The 23,394-nt window shown below is 47.1% G+C and carries 18 protein-coding genes; 7 read left to right on the top strand and 11 right to left on the bottom strand.

All coding sequences use genetic code 11. The features are described from left to right. Window positions 1–6: 6 nt before the first annotated feature. Window positions 7–1,107 carry a CHAT domain-containing protein gene (locus tag ACKFKH_RS08960; protein ID WP_446857924.1) on the top strand — a complete coding sequence of 367 codons (1,101 nt, stop codon included), beginning with the start codon at window positions 7–9 and terminating at the stop codon, window positions 1,105–1,107. Between the two features lie 83 nt (window positions 1,108–1,190). Here ACKFKH_RS08960 and ACKFKH_RS08955 read toward each other — a convergent pair whose 3' ends face one another. The 5 genes from ACKFKH_RS08955 to ACKFKH_RS08935 all read right to left on the bottom strand — a co-directional run bounded on the left by ACKFKH_RS08955 (window position 1,191) and on the right by ACKFKH_RS08935 (window position 9,100). After that, complete coding sequence (locus ACKFKH_RS08955; protein ID WP_446857921.1) at window positions 1,191–3,782, bottom strand: family 16 glycoside hydrolase; 2,592 nt, start codon at window positions 3,780–3,782, stop codon at window positions 1,191–1,193. A gap of 320 nt (window positions 3,783–4,102) precedes the next feature. Then, entirely contained in the window at window positions 4,103–6,034 is a 1,932-nt protein-coding gene (locus ACKFKH_RS08950) for a Dyp-type peroxidase (protein ID WP_446857920.1), read from the bottom strand. A gap of 519 nt (window positions 6,035–6,553) precedes the next feature. Beyond that, on the bottom strand, window positions 6,554–8,179 hold the full coding sequence (locus ACKFKH_RS08945; protein WP_446857919.1) for an NB-ARC domain-containing protein: 1,626 nt from the start codon (window positions 8,177–8,179) through the stop codon (window positions 6,554–6,556). A gap of 82 nt (window positions 8,180–8,261) precedes the next feature. Next, window positions 8,262–8,648 carry a nuclear transport factor 2 family protein gene (locus ACKFKH_RS08940; protein ID WP_446857918.1) on the bottom strand — a complete coding sequence of 129 codons (387 nt, stop codon included), beginning with the start codon at window positions 8,646–8,648 and terminating at the stop codon, window positions 8,262–8,264. Between the two features lie 65 nt (window positions 8,649–8,713). After that, window positions 8,714–9,100, bottom strand: a complete 387-nt coding sequence (locus tag ACKFKH_RS08935) for a hypothetical protein (RefSeq protein ID WP_446857917.1) — start codon at window positions 9,098–9,100, stop codon at window positions 8,714–8,716. 550 nt (window positions 9,101–9,650) lie between these two features. Between ACKFKH_RS08935 and ACKFKH_RS08930 the strand changes: the two genes are divergently transcribed. The 4 genes from ACKFKH_RS08930 to ACKFKH_RS08915 all read left to right on the top strand — a co-directional run bounded on the left by ACKFKH_RS08930 (window position 9,651) and on the right by ACKFKH_RS08915 (window position 12,380). Then, the gene (locus ACKFKH_RS08930) at window positions 9,651–10,181 is read left to right on the top strand and encodes a filamentous hemagglutinin N-terminal domain-containing protein (RefSeq protein WP_446857916.1); all 531 of its coding nucleotides are present in this window, start codon (window positions 9,651–9,653) and stop codon (window positions 10,179–10,181) included. 224 nt (window positions 10,182–10,405) lie between these two features. Then, window positions 10,406–10,858 carry a hypothetical protein gene (locus ACKFKH_RS08925; protein ID WP_446857915.1) on the top strand — a complete coding sequence of 151 codons (453 nt, stop codon included), beginning with the start codon at window positions 10,406–10,408 and terminating at the stop codon, window positions 10,856–10,858. Between the two features lie 63 nt (window positions 10,859–10,921). Beyond that, window positions 10,922–11,683, top strand: coding sequence for a hypothetical protein (locus tag ACKFKH_RS08920; RefSeq protein WP_446857914.1), 762 nt, complete (start codon window positions 10,922–10,924; stop codon window positions 11,681–11,683). Window positions 11,684–11,792: 109 nt separating this feature from the next. Next, the gene (locus ACKFKH_RS08915) at window positions 11,793–12,380 is read left to right on the top strand and encodes a Uma2 family endonuclease (RefSeq protein WP_446857913.1); all 588 of its coding nucleotides are present in this window, start codon (window positions 11,793–11,795) and stop codon (window positions 12,378–12,380) included. Here ACKFKH_RS08915 and ACKFKH_RS08910 read toward each other — a convergent pair. The 4 genes from ACKFKH_RS08910 to ACKFKH_RS08895 all read right to left on the bottom strand — a co-directional run bounded on the left by ACKFKH_RS08910 (window position 12,377) and on the right by ACKFKH_RS08895 (window position 15,750). Then, window positions 12,377–12,640, bottom strand: a complete 264-nt coding sequence (locus tag ACKFKH_RS08910) for a hypothetical protein (protein ID WP_446857912.1) — start codon at window positions 12,638–12,640, stop codon at window positions 12,377–12,379. The two genes, ACKFKH_RS08915 and ACKFKH_RS08910, sit on opposite strands and share 4 nt — an antisense overlap. A 115-nt stretch (window positions 12,641–12,755) precedes the next feature. Beyond that, window positions 12,756–14,159, bottom strand: coding sequence for an NCS2 family permease (locus ACKFKH_RS08905; RefSeq protein WP_446857911.1), 1,404 nt, complete (start codon window positions 14,157–14,159; stop codon window positions 12,756–12,758). A gap of 142 nt (window positions 14,160–14,301) precedes the next feature. After that, window positions 14,302–15,087 (bottom strand): class I SAM-dependent methyltransferase, encoded by a 786-nt coding sequence (locus ACKFKH_RS08900; protein WP_446857910.1) that lies wholly within the window; start codon window positions 15,085–15,087, stop codon window positions 14,302–14,304. Window positions 15,088–15,210: 123 nt separating this feature from the next. Next, complete coding sequence (locus tag ACKFKH_RS08895; RefSeq protein WP_446857909.1) at window positions 15,211–15,750, bottom strand: hypothetical protein; 540 nt, start codon at window positions 15,748–15,750, stop codon at window positions 15,211–15,213. A gap of 879 nt (window positions 15,751–16,629) precedes the next feature. Between ACKFKH_RS08895 and ACKFKH_RS08890 the strand changes: the two genes are divergently transcribed. Both ACKFKH_RS08890 and ACKFKH_RS08885 read left to right on the top strand, forming a co-directional pair. After that, window positions 16,630–18,864 (top strand): two-partner secretion domain-containing protein, encoded by a 2,235-nt coding sequence (locus ACKFKH_RS08890; protein ID WP_446857908.1) that lies wholly within the window; start codon window positions 16,630–16,632, stop codon window positions 18,862–18,864. A 142-nt stretch (window positions 18,865–19,006) separates the two neighbouring features. Further along, complete coding sequence (locus tag ACKFKH_RS08885; RefSeq protein ID WP_446857907.1) at window positions 19,007–20,107, top strand: glycosyltransferase family 4 protein; 1,101 nt, start codon at window positions 19,007–19,009, stop codon at window positions 20,105–20,107. 14 nt (window positions 20,108–20,121) lie between these two features. Here ACKFKH_RS08885 and ACKFKH_RS08880 read toward each other — a convergent pair whose 3' ends face one another. Both ACKFKH_RS08880 and ACKFKH_RS08875 read right to left on the bottom strand, forming a co-directional pair. Next, a complete protein-coding gene (locus tag ACKFKH_RS08880) occupies window positions 20,122–22,086 on the bottom strand; it encodes a ScyD/ScyE family protein (RefSeq protein WP_446857906.1) in 1,965 nt (654 codons plus the stop codon). 346 nt (window positions 22,087–22,432) lie between these two features. After that, on the bottom strand, window positions 22,433–23,125 hold the full coding sequence (locus ACKFKH_RS08875) for a DJ-1/PfpI family protein (RefSeq protein ID WP_446857905.1): 693 nt from the start codon (window positions 23,123–23,125) through the stop codon (window positions 22,433–22,435). Window positions 23,126–23,394 lie beyond the last annotated feature (269 nt).

The following is a 23,394-nucleotide window of genomic DNA, read 5'->3' as shown; positions in this document are numbered from 1 at the left end:
TAGTTCATTAGATCTCAACTTCTGACCTTTGACACAATTTATTTTACAATCCCCGATCCGAATGCAGCCGTTGTTTACTCGATTCTGCTGCCCGATCGCCTGGCAATCATTCTGTCGCGACCGGGGCAACCGCTTCGTTACTATACTCCTTCTGCACCCTCTGATGCTAGTACGATCGAGAAGGCATTTGATGATCTCTTTGCAACCCTCAACCCATTTATTGCAACCTCAGATCCGCTCCGCCCAAATCGGCAACTCTATGATTTATTGATTCGTCCTATTGCTAAAGATCTCGCTCAGAGTCAGGTCAAAACTCTGGTGTTTGTTCTAGATGGTGTCTTGCGAGGGGTTCCGATCGCAGCCTTATACGATGGTCAACAATATCTAGTAGAACAATACAGCATTGCTCTATCTCCTGGTTTGCAACTCTTACCTCCGCGTTGGCAACGTCGCTCTTCAGGCGCAGCAGTGCCTTCAAACCAGTTGCAAACCCTGGCAGGAGGAGTATCTGAAGCTCGTCAAGGATTTTCGCCTCTCCCCGGTGTGGTCAAAGAAATGGAGCAAATTTCCACGTTGGTTCCGACAAACGTTTTGCTAAACCAGTCCTTTACGCGCACCCAGCTTGAAGGTCAAGTCGAGTCGGTTCCGTTTCCGATCGTGCATCTTGCCACACATGGTCAGTTTTCGTCTGAGGCAGAGAAGACCTTCCTATTGACCTGGGATGGACGAATTAATGTGAAAGAGTTTGATCAACTTCTAGAAGGTCGCAATCGCCGCGATCGCAGCCCGATCGAACTGTTAATTTTAAGTGCTTGTCAGACTGCGACGGGAGACAAACGAGCGGCTTTGGGACTTGCAGGAGTAGCAGTTCGCTCTGGGGCACGCAGTACGATCGCAACCCTTTGGTCAGTTCAAGATAACTCAACGGCGATTCTCATGGCGCAACTCTATGAGGAACTGCGTCAGCCTGGAATGACAATAGCCGAGGCACTGCGTCAGGCACAATTGAAGGTGTTGCGAGGTTCTGGAGAACCCGCTTCGCGAACGCCAGACTACCAACAGCCTTTCTACTGGGCACCGTTTGTCTTGGTGGGCAACTGGCAGTAAGGGCATTGCTCCAAGAAATGGGAGCTAAAGACTAAGCTCTGGCTCCCTGACAATCTTGCGTCAGCCTCGGCATTGGGATGTTTTTAGGGAAGTTCTTTGAGGCGAATATTCCGAAATTGCACGATTTCTGTGTGGCACTGTAAAGCTAGATAGCCTTCTGTCAAACGGGGTGCGGCAATGTTCGTTCTCGATACTTCAGTGCCATTAAGAGAGACAACGATCGAACTGTCTTGCGCTGTAATCTCGAACACGTTCCACGGTCCATCGAGTGTAAATCTCGGACGGATTACCTTACTCATTCCTTGTGTAGCAGGAGCAAGGGTATAAATCGCACCTGTTTTCTCCCGAAATCCACCAAAGACGGATCGAGGATTTCTGGCAGTCTCGTCTATCTGCACTTCTGTACATTGATCATAGAAGGAGGGATCAAGATTTCTTCCGGCAGGATCAGGAATGCGGAGAAAGATTCCAGAGTTCGCCCGAATCGAAAAAGCCTTCCACTCTAGACGCAGAATAAAATTTTTGAATGGTTTGAGTGGGTAATAGAGTAAGCCCAAACCACCCCCTCCTGCTTGCCCTGCTTCAATAATCGGAGGCTGTCCTGAAAGGACTAAAGGTGTAAAGTTAGGTGCCCCGACGGAACGCCAGGCTCCATCGAAACTGCCGTTAAACAGAGACTGAAAACCAGCATCCCCATCCGCAAAGGGCTTCTCCTCTTGATACCGTTTGGTGATACCCAGGGCAACCTTACGAGCAAGCGCCAACCCAGTGGGGACTGGATTTGCAGAACCAGCCGTGGGGAACAAAGCTTGATCAGCGCAATAGGCATTCGCAACATGATGGAAACGCCCATGCACATCGGTTACAGAGGTCTCTGGGTCATCTCCCATCCAGAGGGTGCCGCACTCGTGATAAGTGGTCCCCATGCCATCTTCGATCGCGGAAACGAGATGGATGTTGGAGTTAGCACCCTTACTCTCTGTTTGCCCAACCTCTTCAACTGAAACATCGGCTAAACGAGCGATAAACCTGAACGCGGCTGCTCTCTGGGCACGACGAAGTGCTAATGCTTCTGGTGTTTCGACAAGTTGAACAAACCCTTCTGGATTGTCAAACCGATCGCGGATTGAAGGGCTGATATCCATCCAACTGGTGGTTCCACTGCGTTGCCCTCCAACCTCTACGGGTGCTTCCCGATCGCCGAAATCTTCCCCACAGGTTCGTATCCCAACGGTGATCCATTCATTGGCATCTGGTTCGCCTTCCAGTTGTCTGATCTTTTCCAGCAGATCATCTCGATCGGGAATGAGTTGGTAAAGTGATGCTTCCGCACTTCCCCCGCCATTGGGAACGGCATAGAATTGCAAGTGAAAGCGTCCAGTGAGACCCTTTGGTCCGAGGTTGGTTGCAGTTCCCTCAATGTGTAGCGCTGCCTGTTGTAAAACATCACTCCCACCACTCTTTAAGATGTCCTTCAATTGCTGGATATTGCCGCTCTCGTCTTTATATTCCAAACTCTCTAGATGAGTTCGACGGATTTTCCAGACATAGTTCCCTCGGATGTGAACCATCAGGTTCGCTCCCATGCGTTCCTTGGTCAGTAACGAGGGGCGAGGAAACGAGTTCAGCGCGATTCGAGTTGAATTAATACAGTTCGCTGCTAACACAACCATCCCTTGTTCTGGGAGTGAGATGTTCCGAACGACCTCGCCTGTACCAACAGGGTCGTTGACGGCAATCCTCACACTGCGGACAACTCCTTCTTGGGTTTCTAAATTTAGAACCGTCACGTTGGGCACTAAAAATAGATAGCGATTTTGATCATTGTTGTCTGAGTTTCCAATATCCTGCCGAATTGCACTTAATAGACCGGGCAAACTGCTATATTTATCCGGGCTAAACAAACCGGATAATTCAGCTTCAACTTTGACGGCAATCGGAGGTTGCAGCACACGATCGATAGAATACTGATCGGGTAGATAGGAGAATGGCGTGACTTCTTCAGCACGAGCACGTTTCAAGAGGGCTTCATACAGCAGCCCGTAGATAAAATCTTTCTCTTTCCCACCTCGATCGAGATCGTAATCTGCTCCAATGTCTTGGCTGACGAAATGATAGCCCTGTTCGCTGTTGAGGAAATCAGAGACTGATGGGGACCATAGAGCCAAATCAGCAGCAGTCAAAGAAGGTGCCCACCCTCCCCAAAAAAGACTTTTCCCTCCCACACAGCGATGATGAGGACGGAATTTTCCACCAAAGTCGCGGCGATCGAATTCGTTCCCATCCTCTCTTTCAGGTGTACCATCTGCCGTTAGGATGCGGTACTGTCCTTCTGGAAGAAGCGGTGCAAGTGGTAATCCATAAAGTCCCCCCAATCCAAGGGGTAGGTTTTGGAAGTGTTCGGGAATGAGAAACGGACCTTCTTGGAGGACGAGAATTTTCGGGCGAGGACGACCCCCTCCAAGATTTTTTGTTTTGTTAAAGAGGTCGGTTGCACAATATGCGCCATACATTCCTGCACCAACAACAATAATGTCAAAACCACCTGGCGCGGCAGCTAGAGCTTCATCCAGGGTATTGCAAACAAATCTGGAAAGAGCATCACGAGTGAATGATGTGTCCTGGATACCCCCAATGGTTGGAACAGGTAGCGTGGTTAGTTTTTGCAATGGCATAGTCGGGTTTCCTTGTTGTAGATTAGACAACTCATACCGATTCGGAATTTGGAATTCGCACTTTGGAATTGGAGAAGCGTGATTTATCTACAGTTCAGCGGTTTGACCTGTAGTGGCTGTTCAGAAAATTAGTATCACTACCGGAAATACTGCGATCGTATCAACACTTGAGTTTCAACTGAGTTTCAACAGTTCACGCGATGTGCATCTAGCATCGTCCTATGGGAATTTCTGAGCAAGAATTTCTGAGCAACAATTTAGTTACACACCGCGTAAAGTTTGTAGTTGCCATTCAATTCTTAGTCATTGTTTCATGGCAGTCAGGGAATAAAAATTTCCAACCCAGGTTCAAGAACAGTCGGGTCGGGTCCTATCCTGTCTCGATTCGCCTCGTAAATCTCCAGGAACCGGTTGCCATCTTGATAAGCTCTCTCAGCAATCAAAAACAAAAAGTCACCTGGTCGCACAATATAGTTTTCACCTGGTTGTGGCTCGATGTTCTCCCGTAGGATGGGAATGTAAAGTATTTGCCCAGGTAAGATCCGATTACGGTCAGGTCCAATCACATTTTTGTTGGCTTCATAGATAAGGTTGAAAACACTGCCATCTCCATAAGCTCTCTCAGCGATCGCAAATAGACCGCCACGGTCACTTGGTTGCACAACGTATGTTCTGCTAGGGGTGGGTTGTGAAATTTGCGGCGGGGGAAAATTTTGAGGTAGGGTGGGCAAATTCTTGAGGAAACTGATACTTGGCGAGAAGAAGTACTCACCACCCTTCAGGGTGACAAAGTTGCCAAAGTTCACATCGACTTCCTTGGTTGGTTGATCCCGCTCTTTTATCCAGTTTTTAGGGGGTTGCGGCACTTCTCCAATCACAGGGTCACGTTGATCGGGTTGGCTGTGACCGCTGACTGCATCCAATCCAACTCTGTCGTAATTTTTATTTTCTGCATTGGACATAGCGGGTTCAAGGAATCTGGGATGGTTGCTCCAGAACCGTTGTATAAACTCAAACTGTTCCCAGATATCGGATTGGTAGCACATAAATAGCAGCCCAACACCACCTGTAGGTAGGTTATTGAGGTCGCCAGAAAAATCGCTGAATTGTCCGTAGGTCATGCCGCGTCGCGCAATCCGATGTCCAAGCTCTTCCGCATCGTTCTGAGCAAAGGGTCCACCTTTTCTAACTGATTCTAGTCGGGGATTGGTTTTACGAATATGAGCCTGGAAGGGGCATTTTAGTCCAACACGATCGTCAGAATAGTCAAAGTCATTTAAGTTAGTCCCTCCAGCATTGGGTTCGATGACCAGTGGAGTCCCATCTTCAAAGCGCCCTACCGCCATTGCACCAGCCTGCTGAGCAGAAATCCCTAATGCTTGCCCCAAAGCTGCTTCAGCTTTCTTGAAGCCTTGAACATTTTGCTCAAGTTTGCGAAAGACAAGAAAACTCCCAAAGCTAACATTCTCAGTACCAAGGGGATCTGGAACCAGGACAAGATTGAGTGGAGCACTAAAAAGCTTCTTGGCAGTTGCCTCTGCTTTCGATAAATCTTTCTTGAGGAAGAGCGGTTGAGCAATATCATCTACAAACCCAAAATGCTCAAGCACACGCTCCTTAGGACTATTTGGAAACTTTTGACGTTTCGTCTGCGATCGCTCGATCGCGGCTACTGTGGTAATATCTTTCAGATTTTGAATCACCTCTGATTCTTTGTTGCTCAAAGCTGTTTCATTGTTCGCCGCCAGAATGATTAAAGCATCAATTTCTGTTTGAAATCCTGGCTCCCAAGCACTAACAGGTGAGTCAAGAAGTGCATACTGTCGCGTTTTCATCCCGTCTTGGAAGACATCAGCGTAGTCATTGCCGAGGTTAGTTAGGTTAGGTCTGGCTCGATTCCGAAGATTGACACCTTTGGGTTGCCTGGAATCGGGAAAACCTAGTTTTTCATAGCCAGAGGAAGATAAAGAGAAGTGGACAAATACGCCACCGTCAATCCTCTTACCCCTCCAAGCATCCGCATCATCTGACTGCTTCTTGGCTGATGTGATTTCTGCGGCGAATTGGGCAATCCCTTGCCTGAGTGCAGCAAGTTGGCTTCTGTTTTCTCTCGTATCCGGAAAAGTCAAGAAAATTTGTACAGAGTTGTTTCTGCCATGCCCTTTGAGAATGTTACCTTGCAAGTCTTGAAGCACGTCTTGATACTGCTGTTCAGTGTGGTCGATCGGTCCTTTGTTGAGGTCCAGGGTCATAGTCTACTCCTTCAATTATTGAGATGTTAGTATTGAGTGATTTCTCTGGAAAGGGGCAATTTCAGCAAAAACCGGAACGATTAAGAATAGAGGAATGTAGCAGATAAGGCATGAGTCTTGTGTGATGGCGCATCATTCAGCTATCGAGCTTAGTATTAACTTTTAATTCACGGATAACCAGGCAAAATCGATCAGTGAACCCGCAACTTATGTGATTTGCTCGAAATTCATTGCACGCTTAACGATCAGAAGCTTTTCAATGAATCGCAAGTTAGGGATTGAGTGGCTGATATTAGCTGGTGCAAATACAAAGCATCAGACAAGATTGAAATAGTCGTTTGGGTTAGCGATCACTCTTATTTATGAATCTGCTACACGTGCTGAGGCTACATGAGCAATCGGTTTGGCTTGATGGCTTCAATCGTGAATACGAATTGAACAGCAAGCGCGATCGCAGTTACGCTTTGAGCAATTGTTGCAATTAATAGAACAGAAACAACAATCTGTTCGCTATTTTGATTAATGTCCGATTTTAGGAACTAGCTTGTCGCAGTTCCGTAATTCAGTTTTCAATTGCACTAACAAATTGAGCAGGTTGCCTTCCACATAGGTTGGTTCTAGTGAAACTTCTGTTTCTTGCTGCTTGAGAAGTGCTTGTAGCTGTTGCTCGATCCCTTGCTGATGAGAAAAACTTGCCGACAGCCGCGCGATCACAGGCTGAATAATTAACCGCTTTTGGGCTTCCTGAATGTATTCTTTAGCTTGTTGCTTCATCAGAGTATGAGTTTTAAGTCGATCGAGATCTTGCATCTCGATTTCATGACAGACTTGTTGAACAAGTCGCTCGGTCAGATAGTCGATCACAATCGGTTGCAGTGAAAACTGTTCTCCATTTTTTTCAATCCACGATCGTCGCATCAGCGAATGGAGCATTTCTGGTAAGGCTCGTTTGCTAACCTGGTTGACGATATCCTCGTCTAACTCTGCAAGGGAGACAGGTTCTCGATCAATTGCCAGCCAGTACATTACGTCTTGCTCAATGTTTGACAACCGCTCAAACTGTCGCTCTAGTAAATCTCGAATGTCGTCAAAGACGAGAACGCCTTGATGCACAAATTTCAAAACCTCTTCAAGTCTGCCGTTAAATAATTCTTGAGTTGCGACAGCTACAAGCTTGAGGGCTAGTGGATTTCCACCATAATGTTCGATAAGATGATTCCACTGTGCCTCGGTGCCTGTAAATTCACCGTGATGCCGGAACAATTTCTGTCCTTCAGCGGTGTTAAGTCCAGTTAAGCGCAAATCACGCACCTGCGATCGCTCTCCCGTCAGTAATGCGATTTCTTTAGGCTTTTCCCGCCCCGTGAGAATAATACAGCTTTGGTGTGGGACTTCACCCAACATGCGAAACAGTTGCCCATACGCCTCATAACCAGGGCAATATTGCCCCATCCGTTTTGTATTGCTCAAAATCGACTCTACATTATCTAGAATGAGCAGACACCGAGTCGTCTGCAAGCACTGCATCAAGCAAGACAATTTGCCTTCTATACTTACAGGAATGGAATCATGATTTTGTGGCTGTAACAAAGATAGTAGGATACCTTCAACAAAGTCCCCCAAAGCAGGAGCATTTTGCAGCGATCGCCAGACAACATTCTCAAACTGATCTTGAATTTGGAGTGCCAGTTTCATAGCCAGGGTAGTTTTTCCAATTCCACCCATTCCTAGCAAGGTAATGAAGCGGCAACGCTCCAGACAAATCCATTGATACAATTGAGCTAATTCTGCCTCTCGACCATAGAACACAGATACATCGATCGCTTTACTCCAATCTGGTTGCTGTATGGGGTCTGCCTCATCCAGCCCAATCGGTCGCACACAATCTTCTGGATCAAGTTGCAAACCAAAGCTACGCATCAAGTATTCGATCGACAGCCTATCAACGGCTTTCTCACGTTTCAGAATTCGGGCAACGGTGTGGATCGATAACCCAGCGCGATCGCTTAGTTGTTCTTGGGTAAAGCGTCGCCCCCAATTATCTGCTACTGCTACTTCCTGCATCGCTTGTTGTAACTTGAGCCAGCCATGAGATGTTAGAATCACCCCTCGTTCAGCCCGCTTAGTAGAAGATGCTGAAGACATAAATGCACCCCATTGCTATAGTTCCTCACATACTTACAAGACACCTCTGTTGCGATCGCTGTTGAACTCGTATTGGTGATGTTTACCCCCGAATCTGAGCCATCATGGCTGCATCATCCCAATACGAAGAGACTTGCTGAATCTTTCCAGACTCGTGCATTTCAAACACACTAATTCCTTCAGCAATGCCCTGCTTCCCGCTCTTTCCCAACCCTCGCATTGTCCATTTCACTGCTGCTCCATTGTCTGCAATGAAGATGTGATCCTGAGAAAGCTCCAACTTCTCAAACGCCATTGAGAGCAGTCCAAAGAAGGCTTGAGCATTCTCACGCGCTTTACTGGGTGGATTGCCAACCGGATCATAGATAACTGCATCTTCCGTAAAGTTTTCCGACCATCCTGCTATATCCATTGATTGAAGACTTGAAAAGTAGGATGTAACTAAATTCTGAATCAATTCAGGTGACATTGAAATTCTTCTCCACAGTGGTAATTTGATAATTGTAAGCCATTCTTAATTATGGTGATTTTGAACTATCCTGCTAGACTTCTAAGATACTGACTGCCCACGATCGCTTGCCCAACGAGATCGATCGGTAACTGTGGGATATCCAGAAGCTTTGCAGGTAAAGGAGCGACACCAGAGAGCCAGCCGCGGCTTGCTGTGCCAAAAATCCCTAGCAACAGCGCTCCTTTTACCTGCCGAACCGTCAGGATTGCTGTCAGCAAGATCCCAGCGATCGCAATCAAGGTGGTGGGCTGTCTTAAAGAGCCTAAAGCAGTCGTCGTTGCAGTGCCAGTGACAATGATGCCTGCTCCCAAACTTGGAGGCGCGACCTTGCCAGAGAGCGCAATGTAAGAGAGAAATAAGCCTAAGCCAACTACCATTGCCATCATGAGCGCAATTTTTGACTTATTCATAAGAAATGACAGTGTAGTAGAAGTGGAGTTTTGCTCTGTTTAATGCCATTGATCTAAATCGGTTGAGAGTTGCATGAAAGCATCATGTCCGTAGAAGTTGATCTTTCCAGGTAGCGCGAGCGGGCTATCTTGATTTGCTTTCACGCTTTTGTTTACTTGCTTATCATCTTGACGTTCCCCCTAAGATTTTGAAATCTATAAATCTCATACAAAATCTCATAGTCAAACTCATTAAAAACAATAGTCCGGACAGTTTTTTGAACGACTCCAAAAGGCTTTCAGGAAGTACAGTTCCAGCATTGAGCTATTTTTCAAAGTTGGCTCTATTCCTGACTTTGAAAATAAGATCCTGTCCCACGAGCGAATCAGGGTTTGAACCTGAAAATCTGCTCAAAATTTGTCCGAAGTATTGTAAAAATAATGTTTTAAGTCATAAATATTACCTGTGTTGACAATCTCGATCAAATCTGCTTAAATCACCGCAAAAAGGACATTGAAATCGCGATCGCAGCTCTAATGTCCCGTTGAAGCACATCATTGAGGATGCACTATGGTTCGGTTTTGGATGCTGGGATTGGGGCTAGTGAGCGGATTTGGGCTGAGCAATCGCGCTTTCGCTCAAGTTGTGCCGGATCAGACCTTGCCTGTGGGAGAGCGATCTGTGGTAACAGATATCTCTTCGAGATCGCAAGTCTCCGGCGATCTTAATTCTCAAATCAACGGCGGCGCAATTCGAGAAACCAACTTATTTCATAGCTTTCAACAGTTCTCTATCCCTACGGGCGGCGGTGCTTCGTTTAACAATCCAGCAAACATTACGAACATTCTCACTCGTGTCACTGGAAGTAATGTTCCTAACATTGATGGATTGATTCGGGCAAATGGAACTGCAAATCTATTCTTAATCAATCCAAACGGGATTGTATTTGGTGCAAATGCTCGATTAGAACTTGGCGGCTCATTTCTCGCGAGTACAGCAGAGGGTCTAAAGTTTGACAATGAATTTAAGTTTAGTGCAACGTCTTTTCAAAGGTGGCTCTGTACAATGCCCGGAGGTGCTGGGTGTCGTGTAACTTTTTAGCACCTTAAGGGACAAGTAGATTTTCTGTCGAGTCCCTCTAATCCTGTTCTTGTGATATGGAGCGGTAAAAAAATAGGAAACACCAGAGAAACTGAAAAAAGAGTACGATTGCTGGCTCGAAAGGAAAGAGTGGAGACATCGTGATTAACGCACGATCGCTTTCCCTGATCAACTCACCAGTATCAGCTAGTACCTTGGGTGAAGGAACAAGCGGAAATCTGACCGTGAAAGCCACGGACTTGATACAACTCATTGGAATATCAGCAGATGATGAGTTTCCCGGCGGCTTGTATACTCAAACTCGAAGTCGTGGCGATGCAGGGAATTTAAGCATTGAAACGGGAAATTTAATCGTCCGCAATGGGGCGCAAGTATCATCTGGTAATCGTGGTGGTAGTGGAGCGGGCGGGAATTTAACCGTGAATGCCGCAGACTCGATACAAGTCGTTGGAGCCTCAAGAGATGGTCAAAATCCCAGCCGCTTGACCGCAAGAACAACGGATAGCGGCAACGCTGGAGATATAACGCTGAAAACAAGGCAACTCGTGATTGAGGACGGGGGACAGGTTTCTAGTCAACAGACGACCGAAACTGCAACCGGAAGCGTCGGGAATATTCGCATTGAAGTGGAATCGCTCTCGGTAGGAAACAATGCAAGTATCACTGTCGAAGATTGAACAACGACTGTAGCTCCTCAAAGAACCGCATCCGTTGGCAATATCAACATTCAGAGCAACTCTGTGAAAGTCGATCGCGGACTCATCTCTGCCGAAACCGCTAGTACCGATGGCGGCAACATTGATCTCGGTGTGCAAGATATATTGCTGTTACGGAACGGTGCCCTTGTCTCGACCAATGCGGGAACGGCTCAAGCAGGCGGCAATGGCGGCAACATCACATTTAACGGTGACTTCATTGTGGCTGTGCCGCAAGAAAACAGTAATATCTCAGCGAATGCCTTCTCAGGACGGGGAGGCAATGTGAGGATCACCACGCAAGGACTCTTTGGAATTGAGCCTCGTTCAGCAGAAACAGCCTTGAGCGACATTACTGCGAGTTCTCAATTTGGCATCAGTGGCACGATCGCGCTGAATACCCCGGATGTTGATCCGAGTCGAGGCTTAGTGCAGTTAGCCACAGAGCTGCAAGACACGAGCGGATTGATTGCCAGCGGTTGTCCAGCAGATGAAGGTAATTCGTTTTCGATTGCTGGGAACGGCGGATTACCAGAAGACCCACGACAGCCATTGATGGGCAACGGAGTTTGGCTAGACGATCGAACACCCAATCAACCCCAAACTTCAGAACCTCAAACCCCGACTACAATTGCTCCGCAAGCTTCCGAAAAAATCGTAGAAGCACAAGGATGGATTCGCGTTTACCCCGAAGGGGGAACTGCTTCGCAACGCAACGGACAAGTTACGCTGGTCGCTACTCATCCAAGCGGCATGACCCAAATCTCCCAGCCGCTTCTCTGTTCTTTACTCAAAAACGATCGCTAGATAGTGAAAACTATTTCATCCGATTCTTCTTTGCTCAAACTAGCAAAATTCGGTAAAATTACTACATAGTCGGTGTTAGAGGTAGATAAACTCAGTTGAAGGCAAGACTATGACCCAAGCCAAGCTACGATTCAAAACGATCGATGAGTATCTCGATTATGATGACGGAACCGATACTCGATATGAATTAGTCAATGGGGAGTTAGTTGCTTTGCCTTCTGAAGATCCGATTAACTCCACGATCGCGACTGTACTAGTCGTCGCCTTATCTATGTCAGGCATTCGTCCTCGTTGTCTCGCGATCGGTCATCAGATTGAAGTTGAATCTGCTGAAGTTTCGGCAAGACAGCCCGATCTCGTTGTCCACTCTGAAGAATCACTCCGAGCGGTGTTATCCGGGGAGCGGCTCATCCGGTTCGGAATGCCTGCTCCGTTGCTGGTGGTTGAAGTCGTATCTCCTGGCAGTCCGAGCAGTAAAAACTATCAGCGCGACTACATAGAAAAGCCAAGAGAATATTCAGCACGAGGCATTCCTGAACTATGGCAGATTGATCCGAGTCGATCGGTTGTGAATGTGCTGCAACTGGTGAACGGTGCTTATCAATCCTGTCCATTTGGGGGTGACGATCCGATCGTGTCGCCGCAATTCCCGACACTACAATTAACCGCAGCACAAATTCTAGCCGCGCAGCTTTAGGAGTCCGGCTGGATCAAGCATCCTTCTAATTTGCTTAGTAGACGAGACAACTCGATCGATTTTGTGTCGTAGTCGTCGCAGCCTGCTGCCAGTGCTTTCTCACGATCGCCGATCGCATACTGACGAAAAAAGGAAACCTTCAGACTCAGCAATCGATCCCACACTGTTCCTTGAATCGAGGAGTTGGCGAAGGTATCCAGTCGGATCAAGGCAAATCCTTGCGTCAATTGGAAGAGCGTACTGCCAAAGGCGGTTGCCAACAGAACACCACCCCTACCCGTCTAATCAACTGTGCGATCGCTCATGTCAGCAGAGTCGAGTGTGCGCTTCCGGTGCGTGAACAAAGCGAGGGACTTTAGAACACACTCTAGACTTCTAAGACTGCAAAGCGATTAGCAGAAAGTAAGCGACTGAAATTCCCGCAAGTATCAAGCTTGATTTCGACACGGGTTGCTTCTTGCCCTGAGTCATCTTGATCGCAGCATCCGCAATAAAACCCACTGCCATCCCATCTGCAACCGAAAACGTTAGCGGCATAATCAAGATTACTAGAAAAGCAGGAATCGCTTCAGCTAAGTTATTCCAGTCGATCGCCCGAACACCACTCATCATCAAGACCCCAATCATAATGAGAATCGGTGCAGTTGCAAACGCAGGAATCGCCGCGAACAGTGGCGCGAACCAGGCTGAGACAAGAAACAATATCGCAACCACGATCGCTACAAAACCACTGCGTCCCCCTTCAAAGATACCGGAGGCAGACTCAAGATAAGGAATCGCTGGCACACCGCCGAAGAACGCTCCAGAGACAGTGCCGAGAGAGTTTGAGAGTAGGGCTTGCTTTGAGCGGTGCAGTTCTCCATCAGGCTTCACACGGTTTAGCTGTTGTCCCAAAACATTGAGCGAACTAATCGTATCTGCAAAACAAACAAACAGCAGCATGAACACAGCAGTCACAAAGTTTCCGAGTTGTGACCAGGTAAGATACTGACTACCCACGATCGCTTGCCCAACAAGATCCATCGGCAACTGGGGTATCGTCAAAAGCTTTTCGGGCAAAGGAGCGACACCAGAGAGCCAGCCGAGGCTTGCTGTACTAAAAACTCCGAGCAACATTGCCCCTTTTACCCGCCGAACAGTCAGCACCGCCGTGATCAAGATACCTGCGATCGCAATCAAGGTCGCGGGCTGCTTTAAAGATCCTAAAGCAGTTGTCGTTGCAGTGCTAGTGACAATGATGCCCGCTCCCAAACTTGGAGGCGCGACGTTGCCAGAGAGCGCAATGTAAGAGAGAAACAATCCTAAACCAACGATCATTGCCTGCTTGAGCGAGATGGGAATGGCATCAATGATCTGGCGACGAAACGGACTGAGTACCAGCGCTGTAAAAAGAATTCCTTCGACAAAGGTGGCAGTCAGCGCGAGTCGCCAGTTCATGCCCATGTTTAGCACGATCGAGAACGTAAACAGAGCCGCAGTTCCCGTTCCTGGCCCCAGTGCAAACGGATAATTTGCGAACAGTCCCATTAGAATTGTTGCGATCGCAGAACAAAGAACAAGCGCCACCAAAATTTGCTCAAACAAGTCTCCTGGCTGATCTAGAAACATCGCGTTTCCGAGAATATGAGCATTGACCACCAGAATCGGAGCCGTAGTCACGAATGTTGTAAAGCTAGCAAGTAGCTCAGTTCGGTAGCAGGTTCCTAACTGTTCAAAGTGGAAAAAAGAACTGATTCGATCTGACATCGGCAAAGTGAGCGCAATTTTTGACTTATTCATGGGGGCACAAGGAATGAATGATTCGGACAGATTTGAGTTGGAAGAAGTAGACAGAAAAGCCATCCATCAATCCATCAATTACGGTGCGAATTGAACACCTGAAGCACCTGGTGATAGTTAGATCGGGAGAGTTTCTTCATCGTCAGGCGTAGAAAGGGTTGCGACGGATGATCAAGAATTGCTGGGGGCAATCCCAACCGCCCTGTTGAGTGGTGTCATCCCAAAAGTGCTGCCGGACGTAGGCTTGAAATTCTGTTTCTGTCGGAAGGTGATGATAGGAATCGCGCGGGCGATCGCCTAACATCAATCGAGCGATCTCTAGTGTTTCTTCAAATGTTTTAGTCTGGAAACGTCCCGGTGTTGACACAAAGTTCACTTCATACTTCGGATAGCGCTTAAACGTGTTGAAAACACAGGACAGATCACATTGAGCAGCACCAAATGCTTCAAACATCTGATTCTCGCCTGCTGTGAAATGTTTAAGAATGACGACCAAGATTCCCTGCTGCGTCAACAGAGAGGCTGCTTTTAAACAAGTCTCGCCCCACGTTTCATCGGGCAGATAGTAGAGTAGATGACTCATGATGCCGACATCGACTAAAGCAGGAAGATGGGCTTCCAAGATTCCAGAGGGGATTACTGTCGCTGCTGGACAATTTTGAGCCAGAACGTTCTGGAGTTCGGGGTGCGGTTCAACGGCATAGACCGTTGAGAATTGCTGTAATAGCTCGCGGGTCAGTGTCCCAGTGCCTGCGCCCCAATCGACTGCAATCGCATCTTGTGAAAAGCCGGATATCAGTTGAGTTAGCATCTGCTTGATGTAAATTCGCTCATTCGTCGATCGCAGCAATGTTTGGAATGCCGCGGCATACTCTGGTGAATCCGAGCTAAACAATTTCATTTGGGGCATGGATTCGAGAAGAGCCATGTTTTGCTTGTTCATGGAGAGAGATAGATGGGAGTAAATGTTTAGTTCATGAGTGCGATCCACTTCTAAGCAATAGAAGTTCGTTGCGTTGATCCGCGCCGGAGTGACAACGAAGCTAGAGAATTATTGAAGGAGTTCTATTTCGATCGCTCTGGAGATTGCAAGCTGTTGTCTAACTTGTAAAACGGTGTAGTTTTGATAGGTACTAAAGTCGAGTTGATTCAGATTTCTAAGCTGTCTCGATCGACCATAAATAAATCCAGCATCAAAGAATTGAAAGTCTTTCCACGGAAAGCGGTATTTTTTGGGATACACAATGGATGCAGCAAGCTTATACAACAGTTTGTGCAGCCAAGTAGCTTGCAAGTCATTGCCCATCGTGAACCCCCGGACAAAGGCTTCATCCGGCGGAGAATGTCCTCGGTTGAGAATCGCGTGCAGGCAATCGTGCCCGTAGAGATCAATTTTTCCAGGGAGCGCAATCGGGCTACTAGGATGTTCAAGCAACCAGACAATGAAAGGCGTATCTGCTTGAGTGTCGATCGTTAACTGTTGCACTGCGTCATGCAGAGTACAGCTATTCGAGTCGATATACAAGTCTGGTTCTCTGTGATCAGTTGGTATTTGCTTCGGTTGATAAGCCAGGTTAAATTGAATATCCATTGTCAGATTTAGGTTTCAGTAGCACTGAACGAAAGTTATTCATGTGCTTGCCTATCATCTTGGCGTTTCCCCTAGGATTTTGAAATCCATAAATCTCATACAAAACCTCATATTCAAGCTCACTAAAGATGTTTTAAGTTGTAAATCCTATCCGTGTTGATAATCTCGATCGAATTTGCTTGAATCACTCAAGTAGATTCCATTGTCGAATGACCTTCTGTTCTGCATCAAATCGAGATAACCTTAGTGTTGCGATCACAGAAATATAGTGCTAGTCTTCCAAGGAAGCTTCTCATCGCACCACAATCTAAAATCATTTCCGTAAAAGCAACTCTGAACTCTGAATGTAATTTCATCAGATGTATCTACCTAGAGGAAAAGACCATGACTTGTAACACGGTGAATTCGGTGAGCTATGAGTTCGAGTCCGCGTTATCTGACATTCTGCCTGATCTGTATCAATTGCTCCAGCACTATCAGGTATCAAGCCCCTTAGAAATTGTTCTGAATAATCTAGGTGGCGATTTACTTTCTTGGGGCTGTACTAGATGCGGCAACCACCAGTATTGTGGTAATCCTCGACCATCATGTTCGCAATCTACGGACACAGTTGACAGTCCTGAGTCAGAGCCTGAGGATATGCAACAGTTTTCTACAAATCTTGCCTCAATATTGTCCACGATTCTGCCTCGTTTACGTGAATCTGTTCAGCAGATGGATGAGCACTTTGAAGTTCACTTGTGCATTGATCCAGCCACAGCGAATAGTAGCCACTCATCTTGTAGGTTTGTCGATGGTATTTTTCTATGCTCTAATCAGCCACAAGTAGTAATCGCTGCGTGATGGCTTGCAAGTTTTACTGTGGAGTGAGTTAATTTTGTGATTCAAAGCAAGATCAGCAAACACTGGAGTCTGCAACTACTAAGTCCTTTGGCGATTTCAGGTATCATTGCAGTCTCTGAACACTCCACCTGCGCCCAAGTCGTGCCCGATACTACCTTGGGTGCTGAACAATCGATCGTCACTCCAGGTACAAATAACGGTTCTCTCCGTCAGCAGATTGAGGGTGGGGCAACTCGCGGGAGCAATCTGTTTCATAGCTTCCGCGACTTCAATATCCCTGAAGGACAGAGCCTCTATTTTCAAGCCCCACTCAGTATTCAGAACATCATCAGCCGAGTGACTGGCGGAAGCCCTTCCAATATTGAAGGAACATTAGGGGTATCGGGCGGCACTGCCAACCTATTTCTGCTCAATCCGAGCGGTATTCTCTTCGGTGCGAATGCTCGTTTGGATGTTGGAGGCTCATTTGTTGCAACAACCGCCTCTGCAATTCAATTTGGCACTCAGGGCTTCTTCAGTAGTTCTGCGCCTGAGGCTCCTCCTTTACTGACTGTGAATCCATCTGCTTTGTTGTTCAACCAAGTGGGTCGCGCCGCGATCGTCAATCGTTCAACTGCTCCATTAGAATCGGGTGGGCGAGGGCTTCAAGTGCCAGAGGGTCAGAGTTTAATCCTGCTAGGCGGTAATGTGAACTTAGCTGGAGGCGGCATGAATGCGGCTGGAGGGCGGGTGGAGTTGGGAGCAGTTGCAGGCATAGGCACAGTCGGGCTGAGTCCAGATGACAACCGTTTGGGCTTGAGTTTTCCCGAAACGCTCGATCGCACCGATATTTCTCTTACCAATGGCGCTACTGTGAATGCAAGTGGTGAAGGCGGCGGGTCGATCCAAATCTGGGGCAGGCGCGTCTTCATGAATGGCGGTTCTCAAGTCGCGACGATTACTCAGGGAGCAAAACCCGGAGGCAGCTTAATCGTGAACGCCTCTGAGTCTTTTGAAGTCATTGGCATCGCCCCAGTTGAAAACGTATCGACCTTGAGTTTTGGAGATGGAAAGGCTGGCGATCTCACGATCCTGACCCGAAATCTGAGCGTTCGAGATGGAGCGCAAATAATTGCTGGGACACTTGGCAATGGTTCAGCGGGTCACTTGAGGGTGAATGCTTCTGAATCTGTCGAGGTCGCAGGTCGAGGCGGCACTGGTAGCTTTAGCTTCTTGGGTAGTTTTACAGGCAGTGTAGGACAGGCAGGAAATCTAACCGTCAATACAAGAAGGCTGACCATCCGGGATGGCGGAGCTTTATCGACCGAGGCGCAGCTCAGCTTTGAGAATGGACGAGCTTCCCAAGTATCCGGAGAAGGCGGTAATCTGACCATTAATGCTTCTGACTCTGTAGAGTTGATCAGAGACGGATTCATTTTTACAGGCACTCAGGGAGCGGGAAATGCAGGTAACTTAACAATCAATACAGGTAGGCTGCTGCTTCAGAATAAGAGTGCGATCTCCTCAAACAGCTCAGAAGCGGGAAATGCGGGCAATATTGCAGTGCGGGCGCAATCAATCGCTTTGAACAATCAATCCGAAATCAATGCTGAAACTATAACAAGTCAGGGGGGCAACATCGCGCTGCAAGTTCAGGATTTCTTGCTGTTGCGGCAGGGTAGCTTGATCTCCACTACGGCTGGAACGGCTCAGGCAGGAGGGAATGGCGGCAACATTACCATTGATGGAAAGTTCATTGTTGCGGTTCTTAGAGAGAACAGTGATATTACAGCCAATGCATTCTCAGGGCGCGGGGGCAACATTCGCATTACGACTCAAGGCATCTTCGGGATTGAGCCTCGTTTCAGAGAAACATCTTTGAGTGACATTACTGCAAGTTCTGAGTTTGGCATCAGTGGCACGGTTACCCTGAATACCCCAGATGTTGATCCGAGTCGAGGCTTAGTGACCTTGCCGACCGAACTGCGAGACACAAGCGGATTGATTGCCAGCGGTTGTCCAGCAGATGAAGGCAATTCGTTTTCGATCACTGGGAACGGCGGATTGCCCGAAGATCCACGACAGCCACTAATGGGCAACGGAGTTTGGCTAGACGATCGAGCTACAGGACAATCTCAATCCTCAATTCCTCAATCGGTGCCAACGATCGTAGAAGCACAAGGATGGATTCGCGATAGCAACGGACAAGTTACGCTGGTCGCTACCCATCCAGACGGCATGACCCAAACCTCCCAACCGCTTCTCTGTTCATTGCTCAAAAACGATCGCTAGATGTTGTAGCCCAAAATCTTATCATTGCTGAGAACGCATTACGAAATGGCTCATTCTCAAATCTTGCAGTATTCCTAAGATCTACCATAATAAGTCTACAACTGTAGTAGTAGGCATCATCAAAAGGAGCAGTTACGTCAAAATGACAAAAAACTGGAATAACAATTCGATCGTCATTTACTCCAATTTTCCATTTCATATAGAAGACTGGTCTCCTCTATCCGTAAATAGAGGAATTGCAGGCAGTGAAGAAGCTGTAATCTACTTAAGCCAAGAATTAGCTAAGTTGGGATACGAGGTGACTGTTTTTAATCGATGCAATGATATGGAAGGGGAATATGCGAGTGTCGTTTATCAGTCTGTTGATAGATTCAATCCTCAAGATAACTTTAATGTTTTAATCTTCCATCGCGCTTGGACACAGCCGATGCAAATGAACGTTAAAGCTAGAAAAACTGCTGTATGGATGCATGATAATCCTCAATTATTTCCCCCAGTAGAAGAGGCTCAACGTTTAGCTTTTTTAGCAAGCTTTGATAAACTTTTTGTGTTGTCAAATGCTCATGCATCCATGTTCCCTGAATGGATTCCTAGAGAAAAAATGTTTTTAACCAAAAATGGAATTAACATTCAGGACTTTAACATTAATTCGATTGACAGAAACCCGAAAAGACTCATTTATATCAGTGACTATATGCGGGGTATAGAACATTTGTTAAGACGATGGAAAAATGTTCTTCAAGAAGTACCTGATGCCGAACTGCACCTTTTCTATGGATGGCAATTAATTGACGCTTTAGCGAAATCTCCAATGGCTGAGAAGGTTCCGAAATTAAAAACACAGAAACAAGAACTCTTGCCTCTGATGCAACAGAAAAATGTTTATGAACATGGCAGAGTTGGACATCAGCAGCTAATCGAGGAATTGTTAAAATCTGGAATCTATGTTTACCCTTGCCACACACCAGAAGTTTTTTGTATCAGCGCTATCAAAGCCCAAGCTTGTGGTTGTGTCCCTATTGTGACCGATCTTGCTGCTCTAGATGAAACAGTACAATCTGGAATCAAAATTAAAGGATGTGCTGGCGATGAGGAAACCGATCGTAAGTTCATTGAAGCTGTCATAGACCTGCTAAAAAATCCTGAGAAACAAGAAGCTTTAAGGCAGAATGCATTCGCGCTTAAAGCTTCATTGGGCTGGGATCAAGTTGCTCAGCAATGGCATCAGAAGTTTATCCGTTAGTTCCCCATATCAATTCAAGATTTTGGGAGTCTGGAGGTGACATTCACGGTTGGATCGAGGTCGCCTCCTGTTTTGTAGACATAGTTAAACGCACCTTGATCGCCGAGGAGTTGCGATCGCAAAAACAATCCGCTCCACCGTCCGATCGCTCCGTTTGCTGTCGCTTGATCGAGCGTGGGACGACTGGGATCGCGATCGCTATCTTGATTGGTAATGCTGTAGTGATTCGCGCCTTCAACAGTAATCAATGCTTTTGACGGGTCTTGAATTTTGACATAAGTAGAAGCAGTTTCACCCAAATCAGACACACCATCCAGTGTTCCTGCAATCAGCCCGACTGGAATTCCTTGATTATCAATGGGTGGAAACACACCGCTATTTTCCGCAGTCTGAAAATTGGTGCCATAAAAGATACCCGCTTTGAGTTCAGGTGGTCGAGTATAGTTACCGGAAGAGACCAGTGGACTATTAATATTTTGAATGGCCGCAAGTCCCGCAAATCCTCCAAAGGAGTGTCCTAGCAGTCCGAGTTTGCTGGTGTCTGCAATTTCAAAAATCGGTGAGTGAGCATCTGTATCTTCTAATTTCATCTGAGCCAGGACATCATTCACTTGTTGTTGATCTGCTAACAGCCCTGTCACCGTTTGTCCATTGGGTGCGGTAATGCTTCGCTCATTGTTCGGAACCACTACCACAAATCCATAGCTTGCGACTTCTTGGGCATAGTTAGAGTAGTCTGCTTTATCGATCAAAGCACCCTGGAGCATGAGCGCGATCGGTAGTTGATCCGCAGTCGCGTTCGGTAGGATTGGATAATAGACATCTGCTTGATCCCCATCGGCTGCAATGGTCGTGGTGTAGCGTTTTACCTGGTCATAGATTGGACAAGGGTTAAACGGTTCCGCTTGACTCAACCGTAGCACCTCGCCCTGTCCCGCGACAAAGCCTTTGTTTGAGATGTAAATGTCACCGTCAGAGCCAATTTCTAAGCCCGTTGGATTCAAAAGCGCGTCGGTGACTGTGGTGCGCGTTTTGCCATCCGGAGAGAGATAAACTAAAGCACCTGCATCACTGCCTGTCAAAAGACCATCTGCATCGTACTCCAACACATACAAGCCACCTGCTTGATCAAAAGCCAGATCAACAATGTTGGTGAATCCACTTGCGTAGATTTCTGGCTGCCCTGCTGCATTGAGTCGGTAAACTTGTGCGGCTCCTGCTTGCAACGGGTATCCGGTGAGTTCACCCACATAAAAAGCGCCATCGGAACCAACCGTAATCGCAGTCGGAACAGATTGCTGCACCACGGTTTGACCTGTGAATGGATCGATCGCGCTTCGGCTTGGAAAGACCGTTTCTAGTTCTAATTGATTGCTAAAGGCCCGTTGACTCAGTAGGTTATTTCCGCCTGCGTCAATCACATAGACCGTATTATCCTGAATCAGCAAATCATAGGGGTTTGTGTTGATGTCTTGCCCGTCAGGATTGTTGTTGAGTTCATATGCGCCAAAATCGATTAACCGAGTCCAGGACGAACCGCCATCGAAATTGTCGATCGCGATCAACTGAGCAAAATCAGGCACTTGCACGATACTATCTCGATTGGCAGGATTGCTGGCAAAACCAAGGAGCGCATAGGCATTTCCAGCAGCATCAAAGGCAACATCGTTTACCCCTGTTGCATCTCCACCATCGGGTAATGCCAGCGATGGCAATCCGGTTACGACTCGTTCAACAACCCCATCTTGAATGCGAATAATCGCGCCTGTCGCGCCATAGGATAGCACCGCGCCCGGTATACTAGGGGATGGAATACTTGCACCCGTCCCTCCCCGACCTGCTTCGGCAATGTAAAGCGCCCCATCTGAGCCAAAGCTCAACTTCCGTGGGCCATCCAGACCGCTTGCTACGACCTCAATTTTCAAATTCCGAAGAGTTTCTACTGTTTCAAAATCCGAAGATGCAACTGTTTCAATCATGACTTTCTCCCTCAATAGTTTTGGTGTCTTCTTAGTTATGGTGTCTACTTGCTAAATTTGCGAGGCTTCCCTGTTTGCAGGGAGTATTCAAAGCTGATCTCCACTCTAACAATAGATGTAAATCACATAAAGTCTCTAAAACCTGCTGATTTGTTACGAGAACGTTCAAGCAGCCAGACAATGAAAGGCGTATCTGCTTGAGTGTCGATCGTTCACTGTTGCACTGCATCCTGTAAAGTACAGCAATTCAAATCGATATAGAAGTTTGGTTCTATGTGATCAGGCGGTACTGGCTTCTTAACCGAAGCTAGGTTGAATGGAATACCTTGCATTTTGCCTCTGGTTCTTACACGGTAGAAGTGATGCGCCGAACAATCTGTAATCGCGCCCTCGATAGCATCTGCTGTTCAGCCCGAACTCTAGCAAAGGTCTCCGAAGGCAGTGATTCTGGAAAGCCATCAGTGAACAAGGTTGGATTATAGCCGAGTCGCAACTGAGTTTCTTGTGCGATCGCATCTCCCAATAGTTCTTGTGCGATCGCGCTTCCCAAGGCAAGTCCATCTGTCAGACTGCTTGCGGTAATGCGATTACAATCCACCACGATTCGGTCTGCAACAGGCTCCGCACCAAACATTGCTAGCAGCGCTAGGGAAGACCAGTCAGTAGTAGCACGATGCCCCCGCAGTAAGGTAGCTGCCGCGAGTAGCAGCGCTCCACTACAAATTGAAGTGACGTAACGAGTGCGTTCGCCCTGTCGCTGCAAAAATTGGAGAAATTCTGCATCTTCTAGTTTGGCAGTCACACCCAAACCGCCTGGAACAAACAACACATCTAACTCAGGCACTTTTTCAAAGGATGTATTTGGAATTAGCGGAAACCCGGTGTCAGAGTAGATTGGCTCAAGCGTTGGGGCGATTCGGTAAATCTGAGTATTTGGCATATACGAAAAGATTCCGTAGGGAGCCATAAACTCTAACTCGCTGCAATTTGGAAACAGCATCATGCCAATTTTGATGGAAGGAGTTTGCTTCTGAAACATTGTTACCTCTTCGGTGAGCTTTAGCTAACTCAGCCTGGAGTGTCAAAGCTAGCCGAAGTAATTTCTGCTCTAGTTGGGCAAGATAAGTCTGAGGAGAGCGGCGGAATTGCTGCTGTTGCACTTGCTTTTGTGGCGTTGCTGATTGAAGGGATGAATCTGTGGAAAGTGTCAACTTTTTCGCCCCCTAAATCCCCCAAAATTGGGGGACTTTGAACATTTAGTTCCCCTTCACATTAGGGCAATTCATCCCGTGATTCAGCAATGCCGCT

Source organism: Phormidesmis sp. 146-20 (assembly GCF_052939475.1).
Note: the sequence above shows the minus strand (reverse complement) of the source record. Positions and strands in the feature narration are given on the sequence as shown.

Coding starts and splice junctions, on each gene's coding strand:
- ACKFKH_RS08955 (WP_446857921.1), bottom strand. CDS start 3,782: ATGCCATTGCAAAAACTAACCACGCTACCTGTTCCAACCATTGGGGGT.
- ACKFKH_RS08950 (WP_446857920.1), bottom strand. CDS start 6,034: ATGACCCTGGACCTCAACAAAGGACCGATCGACCACACTGAACAGCAG.
- ACKFKH_RS08945 (WP_446857919.1), bottom strand. CDS start 8,179: ATGTCTTCAGCATCTTCTACTAAGCGGGCTGAACGAGGGGTGATTCTA.
- ACKFKH_RS08940 (WP_446857918.1), bottom strand. CDS start 8,648: ATGTCACCTGAATTGATTCAGAATTTAGTTACATCCTACTTTTCAAGT.
- ACKFKH_RS08935 (WP_446857917.1), bottom strand. CDS start 9,100: ATGAATAAGTCAAAAATTGCGCTCATGATGGCAATGGTAGTTGGCTTA.
- ACKFKH_RS08930 (WP_446857916.1), top strand. CDS start 9,651: ATGGTTCGGTTTTGGATGCTGGGATTGGGGCTAGTGAGCGGATTTGGG.
- ACKFKH_RS08915 (WP_446857913.1), top strand. CDS start 11,793: ATGACCCAAGCCAAGCTACGATTCAAAACGATCGATGAGTATCTCGAT.
- ACKFKH_RS08905 (WP_446857911.1), bottom strand. CDS start 14,159: ATGAATAAGTCAAAAATTGCGCTCACTTTGCCGATGTCAGATCGAATC.
- ACKFKH_RS08900 (WP_446857910.1), bottom strand. CDS start 15,087: ATGGCTCTTCTCGAATCCATGCCCCAAATGAAATTGTTTAGCTCGGAT.
- ACKFKH_RS08895 (WP_446857909.1), bottom strand. CDS start 15,750: ATGGATATTCAATTTAACCTGGCTTATCAACCGAAGCAAATACCAACT.
- ACKFKH_RS08885 (WP_446857907.1), top strand. CDS start 19,007: ATGACAAAAAACTGGAATAACAATTCGATCGTCATTTACTCCAATTTT.
- ACKFKH_RS08880 (WP_446857906.1), bottom strand. CDS start 22,086: ATGATTGAAACAGTTGCATCTTCGGATTTTGAAACAGTAGAAACTCTT.
- ACKFKH_RS08875 (WP_446857905.1), bottom strand. CDS start 23,125: ATGTTTCAGAAGCAAACTCCTTCCATCAAAATTGGCATGATGCTGTTT.